This is a genomic window from Photobacterium salinisoli (assembly GCF_003614885.1).
Classification (GTDB): Bacteria; Pseudomonadota; Gammaproteobacteria; order Enterobacterales; family Vibrionaceae; genus Photobacterium; species Photobacterium salinisoli.
On record NZ_QZMS01000011.1, the window covers coordinates 147,151 to 166,595 of the forward strand.

A 19,445-nucleotide genomic window follows, 5' to 3' on the forward strand; every position below is an offset into this window, starting at 1 on the left:
CAAACTACCACAGCCGTTGCTGACCGATGTCAGAGCTATATCAGGCTTCATTGAGGTTTCATTCGCAAAGTCTATGATAGCGATAGAAAATTAGCTATTCCGAATCACATTCCTGCCGCACTCTTCCACTTTTCTCCTCGGAAAACAATCAGGATATGACAGTGTCCGGTTACTTTTTGCCCTAGTAGCCCCGGAGGAAATGAACATGAAGCAATCTGAGCTGGCGATAATCATCACCTTAATGCTGAGCCCAATCAGTTATGCCAAAGAAACGCAAACCATGAGAGCCACTTCTGCTGTCTGGCAGGATGACTCGTTTCTGCTCCCTATCGGGACAAAAATTACCGATTATTGGATCAGCGAAAAATTAGATGGTATCCGCGCCCATTGGAACGGTAAGCAGCTACACACCCGGACAGGGCACGCTATTCAAGCGCCACAATGGTTCACGGAAGGCTTGCCGGATGAAATGTTAGAGGGCGAATTATGGGCCGGTAGAGATGCTTTTCATCTGGTATCACAAACAGTGCTGGATTCAGCGCCAAACCCTGAACAGTGGGAAAAGATTCGATTCATGGTATTTGATGCCCCCGCACATCCTGGTTCATTTGATGAGCGTCGACGCCATGTAACCGCACTGGTCAATGCACTAAATCATCCCTACACCCACATCATAGAACAACGAAAACTGCCCTCAATCGCCATGGTAAAGAGTTGGCTGTCTGAGATAGAAGCCGATGGCGGCGAAGGAATAATGTTACACCTTGCTTCGCAGCCCTATATCGCTGGTCGGTCAGACAGCCTGGTGAAAATAAAACGCTTTGAAGATGCAGAAGCTGTCGTTGTCGGCTATGAGCCCGGCAAGGGGAAATATCAGGGGTTAATGGGGGCACTTTGGGTAAAAATGGATGCTCTGCCACCCTTTAAGATAGGTACAGGTTTTTCAGATGCAGATCGTGCCATACCCCCTGAAATCGGCAGTATTGTTACCATCCGTTATAACGGGTTTACACATAACCAGATTCCACGCTTTGCCCGGTATCTGCGTACAAGACCGTCATCCACGCTGTGATACGCAGATGAAAAAAGGGCTTACTCGGTGGTAAGCCCTTTCTGAATTACTGCATCTTGAAAATCTGGTTAGCTTCAAGATTGGTCATTCGCCGGATAGAACGCCAGACGTAATAAAAAATGCCAAACATCATCAGCATGGACGGAATCGCGATCATCGGATAACTCAGCAGTGTCATTTCACCCAGCTCTTCATTAAAGGCCTCAGAACCTGCCGGGCTAGTCACTATGGTAGTGGCTAGTACGTAATTCATGATTGAGGAAAACACAAATGTGCTGGCAAACAAATAGTTAGACTGTGCCAGACATTTATTGAATTCAGTGAGTTTACCGTTTTGTGTCAATTTCTCTTTGATCAGGGAGAGGTTCAGAACGGCATCGTTGAAAATCATTTTGGTTACAACAGGATACTTAGTGAATGTTGAAACAAACACTACAAGTCCAATCAAACCAGGAATCAGGGCTTCTTTAATTGCAAGCCATTGATTATCAAGTTCAAGTAAACCTATTCCACCGGTCAGTAATACACTGACAAAGCCCAGTAACGAAATGAAGTTAAACTTCTTGTGCTTGATCAGTTCATAGCCGCCCAGCACAATCGGGAAAGCCAGTGCCAGTATCAATGCGTTGACCGGGCCTAGTTGTTCCTGGCCACTCAGCTTCATCAGTACCACAGACGGTACGATGACATTGAAGATAAGATCAGTAAAAGGATTCGATTTTTTTTCAGTCATGGTTTTTCAGGTACGTTTCAATATCGGGTCATTGTTCCGTCATTTACCCATAATGTAAAGATGAAACAAGTTACAAGGCTTTTCGCTTTGGTCAACTTCACCAAACTATTTTAGCTTATAGGGCAGACAAAATACCAAACCGACTTGACTTTATGGTCAGATCGAACCAAGGTCAGCCCTACAAATACCGAGCAATCACCGCTAAGCTTTTCATGTAAAAGCACATAACGGTGAATTTAAGATAAGGACATTCCTATGCTGGATCGCAATAAAACCGTGCTGGTGATCGTTGATGTTCAGGGAAAACTGGCCAGCCTGATGTCAGACAGTGACACCCTCTATCATAATCTGTCAGTCATGACTCAAGGCGCAAAAGCGCTTCAATTACCCATCATATGGTTAGAGCAGTTACCCGATAAGCTTGGACCCACTATTGCTCAGGTTGCTGATCACCTCACTGATCAGACGCCAATTGCCAAAAATTGTTTCAGCGGTTGCCAGTCGGTCGCATTTATGGATGCTTTAGTGTCCACAGGTTGCAAGAACGTGCTGCTGGTCGGTATAGAAGCGCACATATGTGTCTACCAAACTGCCATGGATTTACTTCGTAAAGGCTACCATGTCGAAGTCATTTCCGATGCTGTCTCTTCGCGAAACGCGGCGAACAAAACAGTCGCCCTGAATCGTATGCAACAGGCGGGCGCGTCTGTCTCGTGCACAGAAATGGTGCTTTTTGAATTACAAGGTGTCGCTGAAGGCGAAAGCTTCAGGCAGATCTTAAACCTCATCAAATAATTCAGTCACAAAGATGACATTATTCTCAATGATAAATTGATCCCGGATTCAATGCAGGCTATCTTATTTTCATAAAAAAAATAAGATAGCCATAGGTTATTCTCCTCTTCTGCATTTTCGGAGTCCGGCCCATGTACGCCATAACCCACATCAGCGTGTTCGATGGCAGCACGATTACTGAAGATCAAGCCATTTTTATTGACAAAGACACCATCTCAGACGTCATGCCTATGTCGGAAGCTAAGTCCCGGCAATTACTCCCGGCCGACTGCCTGGATGGGACAGGGCTGCTGGCCACCGCGGGTTTCATAGACATTCAACTAAATGGTTGTGGCGGCGTCTTGCTAAACACCCAGATTGCCAAATCCACTCTGGATACCATGAATGCCACCAACCTTCGCTACGGTACCACCCAATATCTTCCCACTTTTATCACCAGCGAAGCCGAACCACTCAACGAAGTTATTGAGTTAATTGAGAGCATTGATAGCCCGGAATTGGAAGGAGTGCTGGGACTGCATTTAGAGGGCCCTTTCATCAACCCTCAGAAAAAAGGGGCCCATCAGGAACAATGTATCAGGGATCTTGATGAAGAAATGGCTGAGTACCTCGTTCGCCATGCCCGCTGCATAAAAGTCATCACACTGGCGCCTGAATCTTGTGATCAATCGGTGATCAACAAACTGACAGAGGCAAACATTGTAGTGTCTATGGGCCATACCAATGGCCGGTATAGCGATTACACAGCCAAGCACGGCATCAGTATGGCCACGCATCTGTTTAATGCGATGAGTCCTCTGGACTCTCGTGAGCCAGGTGCTGTCGGCTATATCTTTGATCACAAGCCCTATACCGGCATCATTGTTGATGGCATTCATGTGAATTACGCCTCAATCAGAATCGCTCACCAGCTTCTGAGAGAGAAACTTTTTATGGTCACAGATGCTGTGACACCTGCTGGTACTGACCTCAAAGAATACGATATGGCAGGCACCAAGGCCTATGTCACTGACGGTAAATGCCATTATGCCGATGGCACCATTGCCGGCGCGGCCATCACCATGATTCAGGGTGTCCATAACCTGATTGATCATGTGGGTGTCAGTAAAGAAGAGGCATTGCGAATGGCGAGCCTTTACCCTGCCAAAGCGCTAGGGCTGGATACACAATATGGAAGGGTCAAAACCGGATATAAAGCCAATCTGGCATTACTGACTACAGATCTGCAAGTAAAAGGCGTGGTTCAGATGGGGTTGCGGCATAACGTGTAAAGCGGCGGTATTCAGTGTTCACAGTGTAAATGACAAGGGCCACTCATCTGTGGCCCTTTCTGCATTATGCGTTGGCAAACTTGGCCGTTTCAAGCCGGGTAAGTTGATATTCGCGCAGCTTGAAGTAGCCATAAGTCGCGACAATAGAAAAGAAAAGATATGACAGAGCAAACACCAGTGGTGAGTTAATCACCTGGTTTTCCAGCCCCCACATAACGCCTGCGACAGTGACACCCATCTTAGCCATTAACCCGGTTAGCAGCAGCATGAATGCCAGTTGAGGATAACGTGTCGCCCGGAATGCCAACCAATAGGCCGTACCTACCGCCAGAGAAGCTATGCCAAAACCAGCCATAAATGAATGAAGATGTTCCCCTGAGAAAACACCGGCAGCAACCGATACAGCGAGAATGATCAAGAACTTCATAAGAACCTCACTCAAAACCCTGACGTTAATGACAGTGGGCGCCAACTCGTTCACCAAATCGCCCTTTTGTGGCTATTGTTTCAGGTTTTGCGGAGGTTTAATAGTGATCGCTCTTCTCAGCATTGTTACTAAAATGTTTCAATTTCAGCCATTTACATTCTGAAACATTATAAATACCTAACAGGAAACAACTTCGGGCAAAAAGTTACAAAACAGTTAACAAATACGCCGCTAGCAGGATATCGCTGCAAAGACCATATCTGCAAAATAAAATTCAGAATTCGAGTGCCCATATCAGGGGAGATCAATGCTATAAGGCCATTTTTATCATGAAAAGCAGCAGCTAATACTGAATTTTCACTTTAGAACTCAACAAAGCGAAAAGTGTGACAAACCTGAGCCATCAGCAGCGGCAGCGGTAAAAACGAGCTGGATGCGCTCTTCTTTCGGCACATTCATTATGAAACTGGGATGTTGCTCTTACCTTTGTAACCTTCGTTAGGATTATTGGCTTCCTCTCTCTATAATTTGCTGAAATTCAGAACAAAAACCACATTTACGGGCATTTTATGACGACCATTCTTGATGCAGTCGATCTTCGTACACAGCTTGTTGGAGAGAACCGCCTTGAATTGCTGATTTTCCGGCTTCATTCTGCTCAATTATTTGCGATTAACGTATTCAAAGTGCGTGAAATCGTCAAACAGCCGCATCTGCATTCGCTGCCAGGCAGTCATTCCAGTGTCTGTGGCGTCGCCAACATTCGCGGACAATCGATTCCCATCATTGATTTACAAAAGGCTATTGGTGTAAGAGCAACGGAAGAAAGCACTGAAACCAACCTCATCATTACTGAGTACAATCGAAGCGTTCAGGGCTTTCTCGTCGGACCGGTCATGAACATTGCCAATATGACCTGGCAGGACATTCAGCCACCACCGAGTCAGGTCGGGAAAAACAATTATCTTACCGCCATTACACGAATCAAAAGAGAGGGTGTTGAGAGGCTGGTCAGCATAGTCGATGTGGAAAAGGTACTGGCTCAGATTGTGTCATACAACACAGACATTTCTGACGATATTCTCGATCAGCATTTAGTCAGTCAGTTTCATGGGCGCAAAATTCTGATTGTCGACGATTCTTCAACCGCGAGAGCACAAATCAGGGATACATTGTCTCAGCTAGGCCTGGAAATCATTGAAGCTATCAATGGGCAAAAAGCACTGGATATTCTCAAAGGCTGGTGTGATGAAGGAAAAAACGTGAATCACGAGATCCTGATGATGTTCACCGACGCTGAAATGCCGGAAATGGATGGTTATCGCCTGACTCACGAAGTCCGCAATGATGAGCGGATGAAAGATCTGTTCATTGCGCTCAACACCTCGCTCAGCGGAAGCTTCAACCAGGCTATGGTAGATAAAGTAGGTTGTAACCGTTTCATTTCTAAATTCCAGCCGGATCTTTTGGTTGAAGTGGTTCAGGACAGGCTGAGAGAAACCCTAAAGCAGCCCGTATAGTTCACCACGGGCTTACTCACAGCGTTTGGCAGACAAGAATGAAAAGCGCGTTGTCTGTTCAGCAATACACCAAACTAAGATGCAGTAATGTCAGCTTTAGCAGTGTTACCGTTCTGAGTTCAGGGGCCAGTCCAATCCGGCTCCCCTGATACTCAGTCAAGTTACTGATTAGGTGAAATACTGTCCATATCTTGCCAGATACCGTCATTGAATCCCTTCGCCTCAATCTGATGACTGACTGAAAATGTGCTCTCGTCACTTTTTATCGCTAACTGCATCGTAAACATCACCAGAACCGCTATCGGTATTAAGCAACTGCTGAGCGTAAAATGGGCCGTTGATTCCATATCTCCCCCTTAATGCGACTGTGCTGTCTGAACCGGTCCCTGCTGGCTACGCAAGGTGACACGACGATCAAAGAAGTCATACTCCCAGCTCTCATCCATTTTGAGCGGTTCTTCTTCCCCATAAGCAATGGTGACAAGTTGCAGTGGATTCGCACCCCGTGATTCCAGGTAATCCCTGACGGCAGTAGCACGCTCTTCAGAAAGCGCCTGGTTACGTTCCGCCCCGCCACGGCGGTCTGCATAGCCTGATAATTCCCAGTTAATTTCCGGCGATTGCTTCATCAGTTCTGCTATTTCATCCAGCTGTGCCTGAAAATGGGGTTCAATCACCGCAGAACCCGTTCGGAAGTGCACATTCATGGCTAGCGCCATATCATGCTTTTGTTGTGTCTCGCGCAGGCTGGCCATTTCATGTTGCATTTCCTGATAGCTGTTCAGTACAGGCTCTAGCTCGGCATTACGCTCATTCAAAGCGACAATCGTTTTTTGTTGCTCACTCAAACGCGCAGTCTGGCTGGCGATATAATCTTCCTGGCCGACGGCTGTGCCCATAATTCCGCCAACCATTGCACCAATCACGGCACCTACCGGACCACCCACCAAACCGCCGACAGCGGCACCGGACCCCATACCAATCCATTGTTCTTGCTGAGCAACCGGCTCAGAGTGTGCTGCACTCTGCTGGCCTGCATGAACCTGAGTGCTGGCACCCAAAATGGCTGTAGCGACCAAAAGGGAAAGCGCCTGTTTTTTCATCATGTCGTTCATCTGATTTTCCTCATCATTTCTGTGTTATCCGAAAAAGCATCTGAGGCCGTGAATGCAGCTCTCGTTTGCCGATGAGAGAATTAAAACAAAGTGTTCAGGCAATAAGAGGGAGAGAAAAAGGCAATGTGCTGATCAAATGTGGCAAGATTATGGCAATTGACGTTGAAGGCTGATTTGCACTTTTTTAGCCCGCCAGTTCAGGTATAGTCAGTCATCTCCCGGGTGAATGATGAAGCAATCAATGAAACATATAGCCATTGTTGAAGACGAAGCGGCGATTCGTGAAAACTACATGGATGTGCTGAAAAAGCACGGTTACAAAGTGCAGGGCTATGCTGACCGCCAGCAGGCGCAGCAGGCATTCGATATCAAACTGCCCGATCTGGCCATCATAGATATCGGTTTAGGTCATGAGATCGACGGCGGATTCGCACTTTGTCAGTCATTACGCGCACTGTCTCCCACTGTTCCCATTATTTTTCTGACTGCCCGTGACAGCGACTTTGATACGGTTTGCGGGTTGCGAATGGGGGCGGATGACTATCTCACCAAAGACATCAGCCTGCCCCATTTAATGGCGAGAATTGCCGCTTTATTCCGGCGCAGTGAACTGATGTCTGCTCCTGCAACAGAAGAGACCCTGCTACACAGGGGAGCGTTGACCATTGACCAAAACAAAATGCAGATCTTCTGGCAGGAACAGCACATAGATTTGACTGTGACTGAGTTCTGGATGGTATACGCGCTGGCAAAACGTCCGGGCCATGTCAGAAGTCGTCAGGATTTGATGGAGGATGCCCATGTCGTTGTCGATGACAGTACCATCACCTCTCATATCAAACGGATACGCAAGAAATTTGCCCAGCATGATGCCAGCTTTGATCATATTCACACTGTCTACGGAATGGGATACCGATGGGGAGCCTGACTGCACGACTCGCCGCCGGTCTTCGCGTTAAGATCGTTATCATCGCCAGCCTGTTGCTCACCCTACCCTGGTTTGGCTATCGGTTCGTTCTCGAAATAGAAAAACTGCTCCGTCAGGGACAGGAACAAACCCTGATTGGCACGGCCAGAGCCATCGCCACTGCGTTGAACGAACGCCCTGCGCTGTTCAGCCAGCAAGCCAGTTTCCTGCCACGGGTTCAGCATGGTCGCGATTTATACGTCTACGACCTGCCTAGTTCAATTACCATTGACGGAAGCCTTGCAGACTGGCCGGAGGATCTTGATGCCAAGATGCATTACTACGGGCGTCAGTATGTCAGATTCAGCCAGCGTCCCTACCAACAGGGGCAAACCGATTTCTATCTGATCACCGGGCGGCACAACCAGCAATTTTTTGCCGCCATGAAAGTCAAGGACAGACACACGGTTTTGCGCCGCTCAAACAGTCATCAGGTCGACCGGAACGATCATCTGATATTGGCACTGACAACCCCACAGGGTGATTTCCAGCGCTATCTGATTGCACTTGAAGAAGATGGCCTGACTTCAGCCTGGATGATCACCGATGAGCTTGACGAGCCAAACCTGTTTTCTCCCACTAACCTGATTACAGCGCAATGGCAACCCAGTCAGGATGGCTATTCGCTGGAAATCAGCCTGCCCTTGCCACAACTCGGACAGCGCTTGTCCGTTTCTGTTTATGATGTCAACCATGACACCCATCGCGATGTAGAGACCATCATAGGCACAGCCAACGCCAAAACAGCCGCTGATTTGGGCACAGTGCTGCTGCCCTCACCGGAAATCGAGCACATAGTTAAAGGCATGGGACACAGCAGTTCACGTATCTGGGTGGTGGATCGTCACCAGCGCGTACTGGCGCAATCCGGCGATATTCGACATTCAGACGGAGTGTGGGCAACGTCTGTGCGCTATGATGAAGAAGAGCATGGTTTAGGCTCCTGGCTGGATCAACACCTGCTGCGCCCGCTTTATTACACCTTTCTCTTATCAGAACCCGCCCCGTTTGACGACAAACCCGCCGATCCTGCTCTCATCACAGGCGTCAATGTTGATCAAGCTTTGCAGGGGCGCGGTTACGCCCACTGGCGGCCATCGAGTGACGGCAAAGCAATGATTCTGTCCGCCGCCTACCCCATCTGGCTGGATGACAAAGTGATGGGGGCCGTGGTCGCTGAAGAATCGACCCAGGGCGTTCAAACCCTGAAGAACCGGGCTCTGGAACAACTCTTTAACGTGCTACTGGCGATTATCATCATCGCTGCCATTATTCTTTTCCTCTTTGCCTCAAGCCTCTCAGGCCGTATCCGCCGGTTACGTGATCAGGCAGAGCAGTCCATTGATGCACAGGGGCGAATTCGAGAAGCGATCACTGCGTCTACGTCAAAAGATGAAGTCGGTGATTTATCCCGCAGCCTGGCAAACATGGTCAGCCGGCTCGGACAATATAATCATTACCTGGAAAACCTGTCTTCGCGCCTGTCACATGAACTGCGTACACCCGTTGCTGTCGTGCGCTCTTCACTGGATAACCTTTCTATGTCCACCCTCAATCCTGAGGAACAGCGTTATATCGAGCGGGCACAGGAAGGTATTCGTCGGCTGAGTACCATTTTATCCAGCATGACTGAAGCCACCCGCATTGAACAAAGTCTTCAAGGGGCAGACATGGAAGAGTTTGCGCTGAATGAATTGATCAGCGGCTGTATGCAAGGTTATCAGTTCGCCTTCACAGACCAGCACTTTCAGGTGCAGGTGCCAAAAAGCCCGGTCAGAATTACCGGTGCCCCCGACTTTCTGGCTCAGTTACTGGACAAACTGATCGCTAACGCCGTTGAATTCAGCCACCCGAACAGCCAGATAGAAGTCACACTGTCACAAACTGACAAACATGCGACGCTGACTGTCAGTAATCAGGGGCCACTTTTACCGGATGATATGGCAGACCAGCTGTTGCATTCCATGGTATCTGTTCGCAGCCAGGTACATCAGGACAAACCCCATCTCGGGCTTGGCCTGTATATTGCGCGGTTGATCGTGGATTATCACGCAGGGCAGATCGCAATCAGAAACCGCCATGATTGTCTGGGTGTCACTGTCGCCGTAACTCTGCCACTGAGAACGGCAACAAATACCTGAGTTTATTCCGGTTGCTCGGTATCAGTCTCAGGTACAGAGGATTGAGGCTCTGAAGAATCTGAAGAGGGCTCAGTACCCGGCAACTGTGTCTCAGCCTGGGCTGTCACCTCTTCGTCTTTGGCATACATAGTCAGATACTGATTTTCGCAGACACTGATGGTGGCCCTGTCGGTGCCATATGTTTCGGTGCACCGCTCCATATATTCGTCATAAGACATCAGTAATCCTTCCGACTGAACACTTGCGACGAATACTCCAGAAACCGCCAGCGCTGATAACATCACACTGTTCCATTTCATCTTGCTCACCTTTGTTCAAGTATGAACCGTACAGGCCCATACTTTAGAGTTAAGCAAATTAGCAGCAAATAATGATCGAATCTTGAGACAATTTACCAATTGCTGACAGCGACAGGCCTCAGAAAGACTCATCTGCCGTTACATTTTCCCTCTGAACTCAACAAAGTGCTCATACCGTTTTGACACTAAGTCGGTATAATGCCTTCACTTTCATAACAACTATACCTGAATCAAATGAGTAACGTTTTTACATTTCTTAAGGGATTGGCTATGGGTGCGGCAGATGTCGTTCCCGGCGTTTCCGGTGGTACAATCGCTTTTATAACCGGTATTTACGATACACTGCTGGAAAGTATCAGACGCATCAACCCCAGCCTGCTATCTTTGTGGCGCCAACAGGGCATCCGCGCAGTTCTTACCCATATTAACGCGGGTTTCCTGATTGTGCTTCTCACCGGTATTCTGACCAGTATTCTGACACTGGCGCGAGTGATCACCTGGATGCTGCATACGCACCCGATCCCGCTCTGGTCCTTTTTCTTTGGCCTGATCCTGATTTCCGCTGTCCATATGTTTAAACAGGTTCAGCACTGGAGAGCGTCACGGATTCTGTGCATTATTGCCGGTACAGCCTTTGCCTACGGTATTACTGTTCTTCATCCTATTGATATGGCGCCGACCAGTATCAACATAGTGATAGCCGGATCCATTGCGATTTGTGCAATGATTTTACCGGGCATCTCCGGCAGCTTTATTCTGCTGCTGCTGGGTATGTATGGCCCTATTCTGGCGGCGGCTAAATCACTGCAACTGGGAACTCTGGGGCTGTTTGCAACAGGCTGTGTGATCGGCCTGCTGTGCTTTTCTCATATACTGTCTTGGCTGCTGCGTCATTACCGCGATCTCACGCTGACCTTCCTGACTGGCTTGATGCTCGGCACACTGAATAAAGTGTGGCCGTGGAAAGAAACCATCAGTTGGCGCACTAACTCCAGCGGTGAGCAGGTTCCCCTTCTGGAACACAATCTGTCGCCATTCAGCTTTGAACAGGTCACCGGCCAGCCAGCGCTGCTTGCCTATGCAGTGATTGCCATGCTGCTCGGTATATTACTCGTGTGGGGACTGGAAAAATTTGCAGCGGACTAAATCTTGAGTGAATGATAAGGCTGCCACTGGCGGCCTTTATTCGCAGAACTGCGACCACCACAAAAAGCGTGATACCATATCGCAGTTTATTGAACACATGATACTTACGCGAGAAACCAATGTCCGACAAGCTTCTTTCATCGTATTGGACAATGCCGATAAAGCTCATCCTGATGTTCAGCCTGGGCTTTGCTGCCCTGGAGTGGCTACCAGCATTCTTCCGCTCAGAGACGATTTATGACAGCTCGCAAGCCTGCGAACTCAGTCAGACAAACTGTAACCAGAACAATGCCAGCATCATACTGAGCGACAATATTGTTCATCCGCTGCAACCCACCACAATGACCATCCGCTGGCCTGAACTGCCGGAAGAGACAAATACCCTTCTTCTCACCCTGGAAGGCCACGAAATGATGATGGGACAATATCAGCTACAATTAACCCGGCAACCGGATGACAGCTTTTCTGGTGATCTCATGCTGCCTTTCTGTACACAGGATGCTATGACCTGGCAAGGCAAGATCACCTCAGAATCCGGTTCCCATACACCTCTCTACGTTTCCTTAAGGATGACACAGTGAAATTTCAATGGATAATTCTGGCCGTAGCCCTGATTGCTGGCCTTGCTACCCGTTACCTCGTAGACAGTCATGATGTCAGCGTTGCAGAAGCTCAACAGTCAAGTGGTCAGCTCGAGAGCGGTCAGGAGACTGTCGATCTGTTCAATACCAATGATAACCGCCTGCGTGTTGTCTACTTTGGTTTCACGCATTGTCCGGATGTCTGCCCAACGTCTCTGGCTATTTTGGGTGCCGCTTTGAAAGCCATCTCCCAGGATGAATTAAATAAGGTTTGGCCCGTTTTTATTACTTTAGATCCAGAAAGGGATACACCTGAAAAAAGTGCTCAATACGCTCAATATTTCCATAAAGATATTACAGGTATGACGGGGACGATGGAACAAACCCAATTACTGGCGAAGAAGTATGGCGTTCTCTATATGAAAACCAAGCAGGAAGATTCAGCATTGGAATATTCCGTCGATCACAGTTCGTACTTTTATCTGTTAAAACCCGACGGCACCTTGTTAGAAAAAGTGCCTCACACCTTAAATCCTAATATCCTGGTAGACGCTATTGACAGGAATGAACGTCTCTTGAATGAGAAAGCGTGAAGAAGATTTGACATATCATTCACATAGCGTGCATTGACTCAAACGGCGAAAGGCCGCATTCTTGCTGTCGTTCACGGGCTTTTTCTCGTCTTTGAGAGAATTTTTTTTGGGAAAAAAGCTTCTTGGATGAGCAATTTGAATAACATATGCCATACTAATTCTGCCGACTGATAAATTTTTACACTCGGTCTGTAGTGGCAAAAACAAAGGAGAAGAAAGAAAAATGAACCGTTCATTATCTATCCTTACTGGTATCATTCTGAGTGCAACGTTGATTGGCTGTTCAAGCTCAGATGAAGTAGATCAGATGCAACAACTAACCAATAAAGTAGACATGCTTTCTGACCAAGTAGGTGCACTGCAAAGTCAGCAAGATCAGATGGCCGGCGCCGTTAACGACGCTCGTGCTTCTGCAGATGCTGCTTACCAGGAAGCAATGCGTGCTAACCAGCGTATTGACAACATGGCTAGTTCGTATCGTAAGTAATAAAAACGACAAAAAGAGTGGAGCTATTAGCTCCACTCTTTTTTTATGTCAGATTTCTGGCTTCACTTAAACAGGGTCGTGACGACAGATATCACACAAGCTGCCTGACAGCCCGTGTGAGCCTTTTATCAATCAATGGCAATAGGTACACCTTCTTGCGATTGTAAAGCCTGAGACAAGCGCGAGATAGCTTGTTTATCACTTTCTACAGCACTCACAAGCGCACGACTTGGCTTCACGACTTTAGCCTGACCCGCTTCAGCCTCTGATTTTGACAATGGCTGATGCACTTCCACATACAGGCTGCCATCCGGCTCACGAGTTTCTTTCAGCGGCTGATTGATGACCCGCACTTTAGTGCCTTTCGGTATCTGCGGGAACAACCACTCAATATCCCACGGATTCATACGGATACACCCTGAGCTGACACGCATACCAATACCGAAGTCTTTGTTTGTACCGTGTATCAGATATTCACCACGGCTGTGAGCTAGTCGCATCGCATACTCACCCAGTGGGTTATCAGGGCCCGCCGGAATGACAGCAGGCAGTTCAATACCACGTTCTTCCCGATACTCTTTGCGAATATTCGCTGTAGGTGTCCAGGTTGGCCCCACGATTTTCTGACTGATTGACGTTGTCATCACAGGTGTTTCCCGGCCGATCCGGCCAATCCCAATAGGAAACACATAGACAGAGTCTTTATCAGGCGGGAAATAGTACAAACGCAATTCAGCAAGGTTGATCACTATGCCCTCATGCGGAGCATCAGGCAAAATGAGTCGGGTCGGAATGGTCAGCATTGTTCCCGGTTCAGGCAAAAAAGGATCAACCCCTTTATTTGCTTCCATCACAGCCAAAAAGCCCACGTCGAAGTGGTTAGCTATGTCAGCGATACTCTCTTTTTCATTCTCGGGAACCTGGTAATACTCCACTTTGCCGACGAGCTTACTGCCGTCAGAAGGGAGTTGGTATTCAATAGCATTCGCACCCATTGAAGCCAGGCCAATCAGAGTACAAAGTAATGAGCGATACACGAAAGCCTCCAGATCGATGAAGTCTGTTGACATAAGCAACTGAGAGCCAGTTGATATTCCACCCAAAAAGTTGGGCAACAGAACCTTAATTATTATGGCAAAGTTTGATCTTTACTCAGTAAGTGACGGCGATTTTCTTATATATGACACAAAATCTAGCTTTGATCACTTTCTGAATTTGACAATCAGTGTACCCAGCTCCTGCAATTACCAGGTCAGGTTTACGTCAATTAAGTGGCGGTGGGCGGTAAGCAATGGAACTCATGTAGAACTATGGATGCAAAAAAAGCGGGCATTGCCCGCTTTTCTGTTCACTCAGTCCGGACTCAGACATATTGTGCTGTCAGTAATTTCCAGTCGCGGCGCTGTTGTTCCAGGCGGGCTTTGATTTCCTGGTACTGCTTCACAATATCCAGATTGTCATACTGGTCGCGAAGCGCCTGTCTTTTCACCTCAAGTAATTGTTTTCGGGTCGCGTAGTACTCAGAAATTTTCTGCATCAGTACGTCATACTCTGCTTCCACTTTTTGCAGCACGACCCTGCTATCCGGCCCGGTGCTCAGGCGGTTCTGAATGCGTTTAAGCATCATAGTCGCCTTCGCTTTTTCAATTTTATCTTCCGGGCAAGTGCGAAGATTGCTGGCAAGACCGAACCAGGACAGACTTCTTATTAACCACTTAGTCGGATCAAACTGCCACCAGCGGATGCCGTTCCGGTAGTCATTTTCAAAGATGTGATGGTAGTTATGATAGCCCTCACCAAAGGTAAGAAAAGCCAGAAAGCCATTGTCCCGCGCCGTATTTTTATCCGTATAGGGTTGCGAACCCCAGATATGGGCCAGCGAATTGATAAAGAAGGTAGTGTGATGACTGAGTACCAGACGAACAACCCCGACTAACAGCAACGCTCCCCAGACATCTCCGTGCAAAACACCGAACAGCAGCGGGATACCCACATTCGTCGCCACTGCCAGCGGTACGTAGTACTTGTGCTGCCACATGACGATCTTGTCTTTTTGTAAATCGCGGCAGTTTGAGTAATCCGTGTAGCGGTGTGCCTGATATTCACGAAGCATCCAGCCGATGTGGCTATAGAAAAAACCACGCTTGGCGGAGTACGGATCAACATCGTTATTGTCCACATGGCGATGGTGAATCCGGTGATCAGATGACCAGTGCAAAATGCTGTTTTGCAGCGCGAATGCACCGCCAATCGCATAGATAAAACGCACGACAGCATTTGCTTCATACGCCTTATGCGACCAAAGACGGTGATAACCCGCGGTAATAGACAGACCACAGTAGCTGAAAGCTGCCAGCAGCATCAGCCCTTGCTGCCAGTCGAACCCGACAAAGTAAGCATAAAGAGGTGCACCAATCGCAGCGATGGAAAAAGTAAGGGTAAAGATAATTACGTTGAGCCAGATGATTGGCGGCTTTGGATGTGACATGTCATTCTCTGTCTTTCGGCGTACAAGTGTTCGCTAGAATAGCAAGCATGCCGCTCAGGTCAATCGTAAAAGTCTGAGATTTACTGCTTTACATCACAGCTTGACATCTTGGGGGCAAAAATATGCGTTCAAAAAAGAAGCCAATCGCCATCAGCTATCACGATACAACACTGTGACAGGTTCAGCAGACTTTCCGGCTGCAGTGAATTAACTACACTTTAGTAAGCAGCTTCAAGCTTACGCATGGAGACAAAACCATGAGTTCCACCTCTGAGGCTCCTTTTGAGCCGATTAACATGAACAGAGATAAACGTGTTGTGATCAACACCCAGGCACAACACTGGCTGGCATCCCCGGCAACAGGCGTGTGGCGTATTCCGCTGGAGCGGGAGGCAAAAGAGTCGGGTGAAGTCACCAGTATTGTCCGTTATGAACCCAACACGCACTTTTCAACCCATTATCATCCAAACGGCGAAGAGATCTTTGTCGTCAGTGGCATCTTTCAGGACGAGTTTGGCCACTACCCGGCTGGCACCTATATCCGGAACCCGGCAAACACCCGTCATGCCCCCGCCAGCGACAGCGGCTGCACCTTGTATGTCAAACTGAACATGTTCCCGGAAGGTGATAGTGAACCACTGAGAATTGATACCCATAACGCCAGATGGCAACCCGGCCATTACCCGGGGCAGTCAGTGCTCCCCCTGCATGGTTATGGCTCAGACCGCACCGTCATCATGCAATGGCGTGCAGGTTCAACGCTACCACCACAAAATTACGAAGGTGGTCTGGAAATCTATATTCTTGCTGGCAGCTTTTATGATGAGTGGGGAGAATATGGCGAAGGTTTCTGGCTGCGAACTCCGCCGGGCAGCGCTCACCAACCCGCAACCAGAGATGGCTGTCTGCTGTTAGTAAAAACGGGCCATATCACTCAATAACAGACGGCGGTTTTCACAAACAGCGGTAACCTGGCTTTCCGTCTATTTACATCCGTGCAAATGAAATTTTTCTGATTGATTCAGGTCTTTTGTAGCATCAGTCAATTTGTACCGCACATAGGGATGCACATGCGTATTAAATCAACCCCGCCCTGGCAACTGAAGGAAAGTGATGTCACACCGGAGTCGGTTTATCACCAACGCCGCGACATTCTCAAAAAACTGGGGATTACCCTGGCAACACTGCCATTAGCCACGCAAGCCCAGGCCAGTGTCTTCGATATTTTTGGCGATGATGAGAAAGCACCGGATCGCCGACGGGCGCTCAAGGCCCCCGACTCCGCGCGCTTTCATCCGGATCTGTCTTTGACACCTGAAGACAAAATTCTGAAATATAATAATTTTTATGAATTTGGTACCGACAAATCTGATCCTGCACGCCGGGCAGCAAATTTTGTTACCGATCCATGGAAAGTGGATGTAAGTGGCCTGGTTGCCCGCCCTTTCACACTTGATCATGACGACATATTTAAACGCTTCCCAATTGAAGAGCGCATTTACCGGCTGCGTTGTGTTGAAGCCTGGTCGATGAACATACCTTGGATTGGCTTTCCACTGGCCTCACTGCTGAGGTATGCACAGCCAACCAGTAACGCAAAATTTGTCGCTTTCGAAACCCTGTATGACCCGAAACAAATGCCGGGACAGGCATCTCGCCGATTGGGCGGCGGGATTGATTACCCGTATGTCGAAGGCCTGCGCCTGGACGAAGCGATGCACCCTTTAACTCTGATTGCTGTCGGCTTATACGGGAAAACGCTGGCACCGCAAAACGGTGCGCCGCTCCGATTGGTTGTACCATGGAAATACGGTTTCAAAAGCATCAAGTCCATCGTCAAAATTACCCTGACGGATAAACAACCGCCAACAACCTGGAACCTGCTTGCGCCTCAAGAATACGGTTTTTATGCCAACGTGAATCCTCAGGTGGATCACCCAAGATGGAGCCAGGCAAGTGAACGCTTTATCGGCGAGGGTAATTTATTCAGCAGCCGTCGTCAGCCAACTCTGCCTTTCAATGGTTATGCCTCTGACGTCGCAAGTCTTTATAAAGGAATGGATTTGAGGAAGTTTTATTAATGACGTCAAGTTCATCCGCGCGCCAGAAAAAATACCGTCTCAGCCCTCGTCAGATCACCACCCTCAAGGTGGTGATCCATCTGGCGTCTTTGTTTTTCTTCGCCTTACTGATACTCCAGACGCTTTCAGGCCAGCTCGGAGCCGACCCGGTTCAGGGGCTCAGCCACTTCACCGGCAAAGCCGCCCTGAATACCTTGTTCGTCACGCTGTTGATCTCCCCCCTGGCACAATGGTGGAAACAAGGGAGCCTGGTGAAAGTAAGGCGTTTACTGGGACTGTACAGTTTCTTCTGGGCTGTTTTGCATCTGCTGGTTTATATCCTGCTTGACCTGAATCTGGACTGGGCATTACTGGCAAGCGAAATCGCCGAACGGCCTTATCTCACAGTTGGCGCTGTCTGCTGGCTGATCCTGTTTGCACTTGCCGTGACCTCAACACAAAGCATGCAGCGTCGGTTAGGTAAACGCTGGCAACAACTTCACTATTGGGTGTATCTGGCCGTACTACTGGCACCAGTGCATTACTTCTGGTCGGTAAAATCCGGTGTTGTTGAACCGCTAGTCTACATAGCCGGCGCCGTGATTTTACTGAGTTTTCGAAAAAAGACCTTCAAGCGATGGATGCCCAAATTTTCTCAGCACACCCCTTCTGAAGAGAGATGACGTAATATTTATGTCTTCAGCCCCCCGGATCTGGCCGCTGCTGGCAGCCAGATCTGTTGCTTTAACCTGGAATATCATCAAAACAGCTGAGCCGATCAGACACACTCGACACAACAGAACACAGAATCGTTGCCACAACTTTTCCTGCTTCTCTTACAACCCTTCTGACTACTTCAGGCTGTTCAATGCCGAAAAACGGATATAATTTCAAACTAAACGCATAAGTTTGATACAGGTTCAGATTATTCAGGCACATAACCCTTTTCTGCTATGCGCTCTGGCAATATCATAGAGGGGTATCCCCATTATCAATGTCGAGTCCGATCTCGTGAGGTTAAGCTGTTTTTGATCAGTGAGTTAGTTGCCGTCAGTATCGAACAATTTCAGGCGGACTGTTTACAGCTGTGTACACAACATTACCCCACGGTGCATAACCGAGGTATGCGCGATCGTCATTTAGGCAGGCTAATGTGTCGGCGGATTCTGGCAACACTGGAAAAAAAAGGCATAACAGCCACGCTTGAACAGGTGGAATGCGATGATGTGATGATGCCTCCTGTTTTTCTGATACGGACCAGCGAAGCGACCCTGTGGGTGATTGCACACCGCCTTCAAAGCGCTAACCTCGCACGCCGCTCAACACTTTTCCAGTCTATCGGCCTGACTTTAAAACAACTGACTGACTCCGGTGATCATCATTTATTGTTACTGTCTGACCATTGGTTCGACCGGAGCAAAGCCAGTAAACAGCTTCCCTCATGGTGGCTTGGTCAGATGCCGGATAATATTCAGGGCTACCTGCAGGACGGCATCAAACTACTACCCAGCGAATTATCTCTGAGCGGGCAACTGCAGACTCAGTTCGAACTCAGCCAGGGTGTTACTCAACTTCACCATCCACTCAAACGACTGCACACAAATACAACCTTGCATCGCTACGCGGTGATGACAGCCTACTACCCCAACATCCATGCAATCAAAGCCGGCTGATCTTAAATTCGATTCAGTCTCAGAGGTATCTGACAAAAACGCCAGCTCACTGAGCTGGCGTTTATTGGTTAAGGCGG

21 protein-coding genes are annotated in these 19,445 nt (G+C 48.3%); 14 read left to right on the forward strand and 7 right to left on the reverse strand.

The window, feature by feature from the left end:
* Positions 1 to 205 precede the first annotated feature (205 nt).
* The gene (locus tag D6M16_RS11925) at positions 206 to 1,072 is read left to right on the forward strand and encodes a DNA ligase (protein WP_162941006.1); all 867 of its coding nucleotides are present in this window, start codon (positions 206 to 208) and stop codon (positions 1,070 to 1,072) included.
* A gap of 46 nt (positions 1,073 to 1,118) precedes the next feature.
* Here D6M16_RS11925 and D6M16_RS11930 read toward each other — a convergent pair whose 3' ends face one another.
* The gene (locus tag D6M16_RS11930; RefSeq protein WP_120512115.1) at positions 1,119 to 1,805 is read right to left on the reverse strand and encodes a VC0807 family protein; all 687 of its coding nucleotides are present in this window, start codon (positions 1,803 to 1,805) and stop codon (positions 1,119 to 1,121) included.
* 255 nt (positions 1,806 to 2,060) lie between these two features.
* Here D6M16_RS11930 and D6M16_RS11935 point away from each other — a divergent pair, with 255 nt between their 5' ends.
* Positions 2,061 to 2,600 (forward strand): hydrolase, encoded by a 540-nt coding sequence (locus tag D6M16_RS11935; RefSeq protein WP_120512116.1) that lies wholly within the window; start codon positions 2,061 to 2,063, stop codon positions 2,598 to 2,600.
* A 131-nt stretch (positions 2,601 to 2,731) separates the two neighbouring features.
* On the forward strand, positions 2,732 to 3,871 hold the full coding sequence (gene nagA / locus D6M16_RS11940) for an N-acetylglucosamine-6-phosphate deacetylase (protein WP_120512117.1): 1,140 nt from the start codon (positions 2,732 to 2,734) through the stop codon (positions 3,869 to 3,871).
* A gap of 64 nt (positions 3,872 to 3,935) precedes the next feature.
* Here the strand turns inward: nagA and D6M16_RS11945 are convergent, their stop codons facing one another.
* On the reverse strand, positions 3,936 to 4,298 hold the full coding sequence (locus D6M16_RS11945; protein WP_120512118.1) for an NADH:ubiquinone oxidoreductase: 363 nt from the start codon (positions 4,296 to 4,298) through the stop codon (positions 3,936 to 3,938).
* A 569-nt stretch (positions 4,299 to 4,867) separates the two neighbouring features.
* On the opposite strand from D6M16_RS11945, the gene D6M16_RS11950 reads away from it, so the two are divergent.
* Positions 4,868 to 5,818 carry a chemotaxis protein CheV gene (locus D6M16_RS11950; RefSeq protein ID WP_120512119.1) on the forward strand — a complete coding sequence of 317 codons (951 nt, stop codon included), beginning with the start codon at positions 4,868 to 4,870 and terminating at the stop codon, positions 5,816 to 5,818.
* Positions 5,819 to 5,979: 161 nt separating this feature from the next.
* Here the strand turns inward: D6M16_RS11950 and D6M16_RS11955 are convergent, their stop codons facing one another.
* Positions 5,980 to 6,165, reverse strand: a complete 186-nt coding sequence (locus tag D6M16_RS11955; RefSeq protein WP_120512120.1) for a hypothetical protein — start codon at positions 6,163 to 6,165, stop codon at positions 5,980 to 5,982.
* 9 nt (positions 6,166 to 6,174) lie between these two features.
* Complete coding sequence (gene pdsO, locus D6M16_RS11960) at positions 6,175 to 6,933, reverse strand: sortase-associated OmpA-like protein PdsO (protein WP_240435607.1); 759 nt, start codon at positions 6,931 to 6,933, stop codon at positions 6,175 to 6,177.
* Between the two features lie 241 nt (positions 6,934 to 7,174).
* Between pdsO and pdsR the strand changes: the two genes are divergently transcribed.
* Both pdsR and pdsS read left to right on the forward strand, forming a co-directional pair.
* Positions 7,175 to 7,861, forward strand: a complete 687-nt coding sequence (gene pdsR, locus D6M16_RS11965) for a proteobacterial dedicated sortase system response regulator (RefSeq protein WP_120512121.1) — start codon at positions 7,175 to 7,177, stop codon at positions 7,859 to 7,861.
* Entirely contained in the window at positions 7,849 to 10,041 is a 2,193-nt protein-coding gene (gene pdsS / locus D6M16_RS11970) for a proteobacterial dedicated sortase system histidine kinase (protein ID WP_120512122.1), read from the forward strand. Before pdsR ends, pdsS begins: the two co-directional genes overlap by 13 nt.
* 2 nt (positions 10,042 to 10,043) lie before the next feature.
* Here pdsS and D6M16_RS11975 read toward each other — a convergent pair whose 3' ends face one another.
* Complete coding sequence (locus D6M16_RS11975) at positions 10,044 to 10,340, reverse strand: hypothetical protein (protein ID WP_120512123.1); 297 nt, start codon at positions 10,338 to 10,340, stop codon at positions 10,044 to 10,046.
* A 234-nt stretch (positions 10,341 to 10,574) separates the two neighbouring features.
* On the opposite strand from D6M16_RS11975, the gene D6M16_RS11980 reads away from it, so the two are divergent.
* The 4 genes from D6M16_RS11980 to D6M16_RS11995 all read left to right on the forward strand — a co-directional run bounded on the left by D6M16_RS11980 (position 10,575) and on the right by D6M16_RS11995 (position 13,147).
* On the forward strand, positions 10,575 to 11,486 hold the full coding sequence (locus D6M16_RS11980; RefSeq protein WP_120512124.1) for a polyprenyl-phosphate transporter: 912 nt from the start codon (positions 10,575 to 10,577) through the stop codon (positions 11,484 to 11,486).
* Positions 11,487 to 11,638: 152 nt separating this feature from the next.
* A complete protein-coding gene (locus tag D6M16_RS11985) occupies positions 11,639 to 12,067 on the forward strand; it encodes a hypothetical protein (RefSeq protein WP_120512125.1) in 429 nt (142 codons plus the stop codon).
* The gene (locus D6M16_RS11990) at positions 12,064 to 12,660 is read left to right on the forward strand and encodes an SCO family protein (RefSeq protein ID WP_120512126.1); all 597 of its coding nucleotides are present in this window, start codon (positions 12,064 to 12,066) and stop codon (positions 12,658 to 12,660) included. The genes D6M16_RS11985 and D6M16_RS11990 overlap by 4 nt, the downstream gene beginning before the upstream one ends.
* Before the next feature lie 223 nt (positions 12,661 to 12,883).
* Positions 12,884 to 13,147: an Lpp/OprI family alanine-zipper lipoprotein gene (locus tag D6M16_RS11995; RefSeq protein WP_027251090.1), complete on the forward strand. Its 264-nt coding sequence runs from the start codon at positions 12,884 to 12,886 to the stop codon at positions 13,145 to 13,147.
* A gap of 128 nt (positions 13,148 to 13,275) precedes the next feature.
* On the opposite strand, the gene D6M16_RS12000 is transcribed toward D6M16_RS11995, so the two are convergent.
* Entirely contained in the window at positions 13,276 to 14,217 is a 942-nt protein-coding gene (locus D6M16_RS12000; protein ID WP_120512127.1) for a L,D-transpeptidase family protein, read from the reverse strand.
* 293 nt (positions 14,218 to 14,510) lie between these two features.
* On the reverse strand, positions 14,511 to 15,635 hold the full coding sequence (locus tag D6M16_RS12005; protein WP_120512128.1) for a fatty acid desaturase: 1,125 nt from the start codon (positions 15,633 to 15,635) through the stop codon (positions 14,511 to 14,513).
* Between the two features lie 257 nt (positions 15,636 to 15,892).
* Here D6M16_RS12005 and D6M16_RS12010 point away from each other — a divergent pair, with 257 nt between their 5' ends.
* From D6M16_RS12010 to D6M16_RS12030, 4 genes are all read left to right on the forward strand, one after another.
* Entirely contained in the window at positions 15,893 to 16,576 is a 684-nt protein-coding gene (locus D6M16_RS12010) for a cupin domain-containing protein (protein WP_120512129.1), read from the forward strand.
* 129 nt (positions 16,577 to 16,705) lie between these two features.
* Complete coding sequence (msrP, locus tag D6M16_RS12015; protein ID WP_120512130.1) at positions 16,706 to 17,716, forward strand: protein-methionine-sulfoxide reductase catalytic subunit MsrP; 1,011 nt, start codon at positions 16,706 to 16,708, stop codon at positions 17,714 to 17,716.
* Positions 17,716 to 18,378, forward strand: a complete 663-nt coding sequence (gene msrQ, locus D6M16_RS12020) for a protein-methionine-sulfoxide reductase heme-binding subunit MsrQ (RefSeq protein WP_120512131.1) — start codon at positions 17,716 to 17,718, stop codon at positions 18,376 to 18,378. Before msrP ends, msrQ begins: the two co-directional genes overlap by 1 nt.
* A gap of 468 nt (positions 18,379 to 18,846) precedes the next feature.
* Positions 18,847 to 19,368: a hypothetical protein gene (locus D6M16_RS12030; RefSeq protein ID WP_240435608.1), complete on the forward strand. Its 522-nt coding sequence runs from the start codon at positions 18,847 to 18,849 to the stop codon at positions 19,366 to 19,368.
* The last annotated feature ends 77 nt before the right edge of the window (positions 19,369 to 19,445 follow it).

What these genes read in the sequence shown, in the direction of transcription:
- D6M16_RS12000 (WP_120512127.1), bottom strand. Translation starts at nt 14,217, where the DNA reads ATGTCAACAGACTTCATCGATCTGGAGGCTTTCGTGTATCGCTCATTA.
- nagA (WP_120512117.1), top strand. Translation starts at nt 2,732, where the DNA reads ATGTACGCCATAACCCACATCAGCGTGTTCGATGGCAGCACGATTACT.
- pdsR (WP_120512121.1), top strand. Translation starts at nt 7,175, where the DNA reads ATGAAACATATAGCCATTGTTGAAGACGAAGCGGCGATTCGTGAAAAC.
- pdsS (WP_120512122.1), top strand. Translation starts at nt 7,849, where the DNA reads ATGGGGAGCCTGACTGCACGACTCGCCGCCGGTCTTCGCGTTAAGATC.
- msrP (WP_120512130.1), top strand. Translation starts at nt 16,706, where the DNA reads ATGCGTATTAAATCAACCCCGCCCTGGCAACTGAAGGAAAGTGATGTC.
- D6M16_RS11975 (WP_120512123.1), bottom strand. Translation starts at nt 10,340, where the DNA reads ATGAAATGGAACAGTGTGATGTTATCAGCGCTGGCGGTTTCTGGAGTA.
- D6M16_RS12030 (WP_240435608.1), top strand. Translation starts at nt 18,847, where the DNA reads ATGTGTCGGCGGATTCTGGCAACACTGGAAAAAAAAGGCATAACAGCC.
- D6M16_RS11945 (WP_120512118.1), bottom strand. Translation starts at nt 4,298, where the DNA reads ATGAAGTTCTTGATCATTCTCGCTGTATCGGTTGCTGCCGGTGTTTTC.
- D6M16_RS11980 (WP_120512124.1), top strand. Translation starts at nt 10,575, where the DNA reads ATGAGTAACGTTTTTACATTTCTTAAGGGATTGGCTATGGGTGCGGCA.
- D6M16_RS11950 (WP_120512119.1), top strand. Translation starts at nt 4,868, where the DNA reads ATGACGACCATTCTTGATGCAGTCGATCTTCGTACACAGCTTGTTGGA.
- D6M16_RS12010 (WP_120512129.1), top strand. Translation starts at nt 15,893, where the DNA reads ATGAGTTCCACCTCTGAGGCTCCTTTTGAGCCGATTAACATGAACAGA.
- pdsO (WP_240435607.1), bottom strand. Translation starts at nt 6,933, where the DNA reads ATGAACGACATGATGAAAAAACAGGCGCTTTCCCTTTTGGTCGCTACA.
- msrQ (WP_120512131.1), top strand. Translation starts at nt 17,716, where the DNA reads ATGACGTCAAGTTCATCCGCGCGCCAGAAAAAATACCGTCTCAGCCCT.
- D6M16_RS11925 (WP_162941006.1), top strand. Translation starts at nt 206, where the DNA reads ATGAAGCAATCTGAGCTGGCGATAATCATCACCTTAATGCTGAGCCCA.
- D6M16_RS11935 (WP_120512116.1), top strand. Translation starts at nt 2,061, where the DNA reads ATGCTGGATCGCAATAAAACCGTGCTGGTGATCGTTGATGTTCAGGGA.
- D6M16_RS11985 (WP_120512125.1), top strand. Translation starts at nt 11,639, where the DNA reads ATGCCGATAAAGCTCATCCTGATGTTCAGCCTGGGCTTTGCTGCCCTG.
- D6M16_RS11955 (WP_120512120.1), bottom strand. Translation starts at nt 6,165, where the DNA reads ATGGAATCAACGGCCCATTTTACGCTCAGCAGTTGCTTAATACCGATA.
- D6M16_RS11930 (WP_120512115.1), bottom strand. Translation starts at nt 1,805, where the DNA reads ATGACTGAAAAAAAATCGAATCCTTTTACTGATCTTATCTTCAATGTC.
- D6M16_RS12005 (WP_120512128.1), bottom strand. Translation starts at nt 15,635, where the DNA reads ATGTCACATCCAAAGCCGCCAATCATCTGGCTCAACGTAATTATCTTT.
- D6M16_RS11995 (WP_027251090.1), top strand. Translation starts at nt 12,884, where the DNA reads ATGAACCGTTCATTATCTATCCTTACTGGTATCATTCTGAGTGCAACG.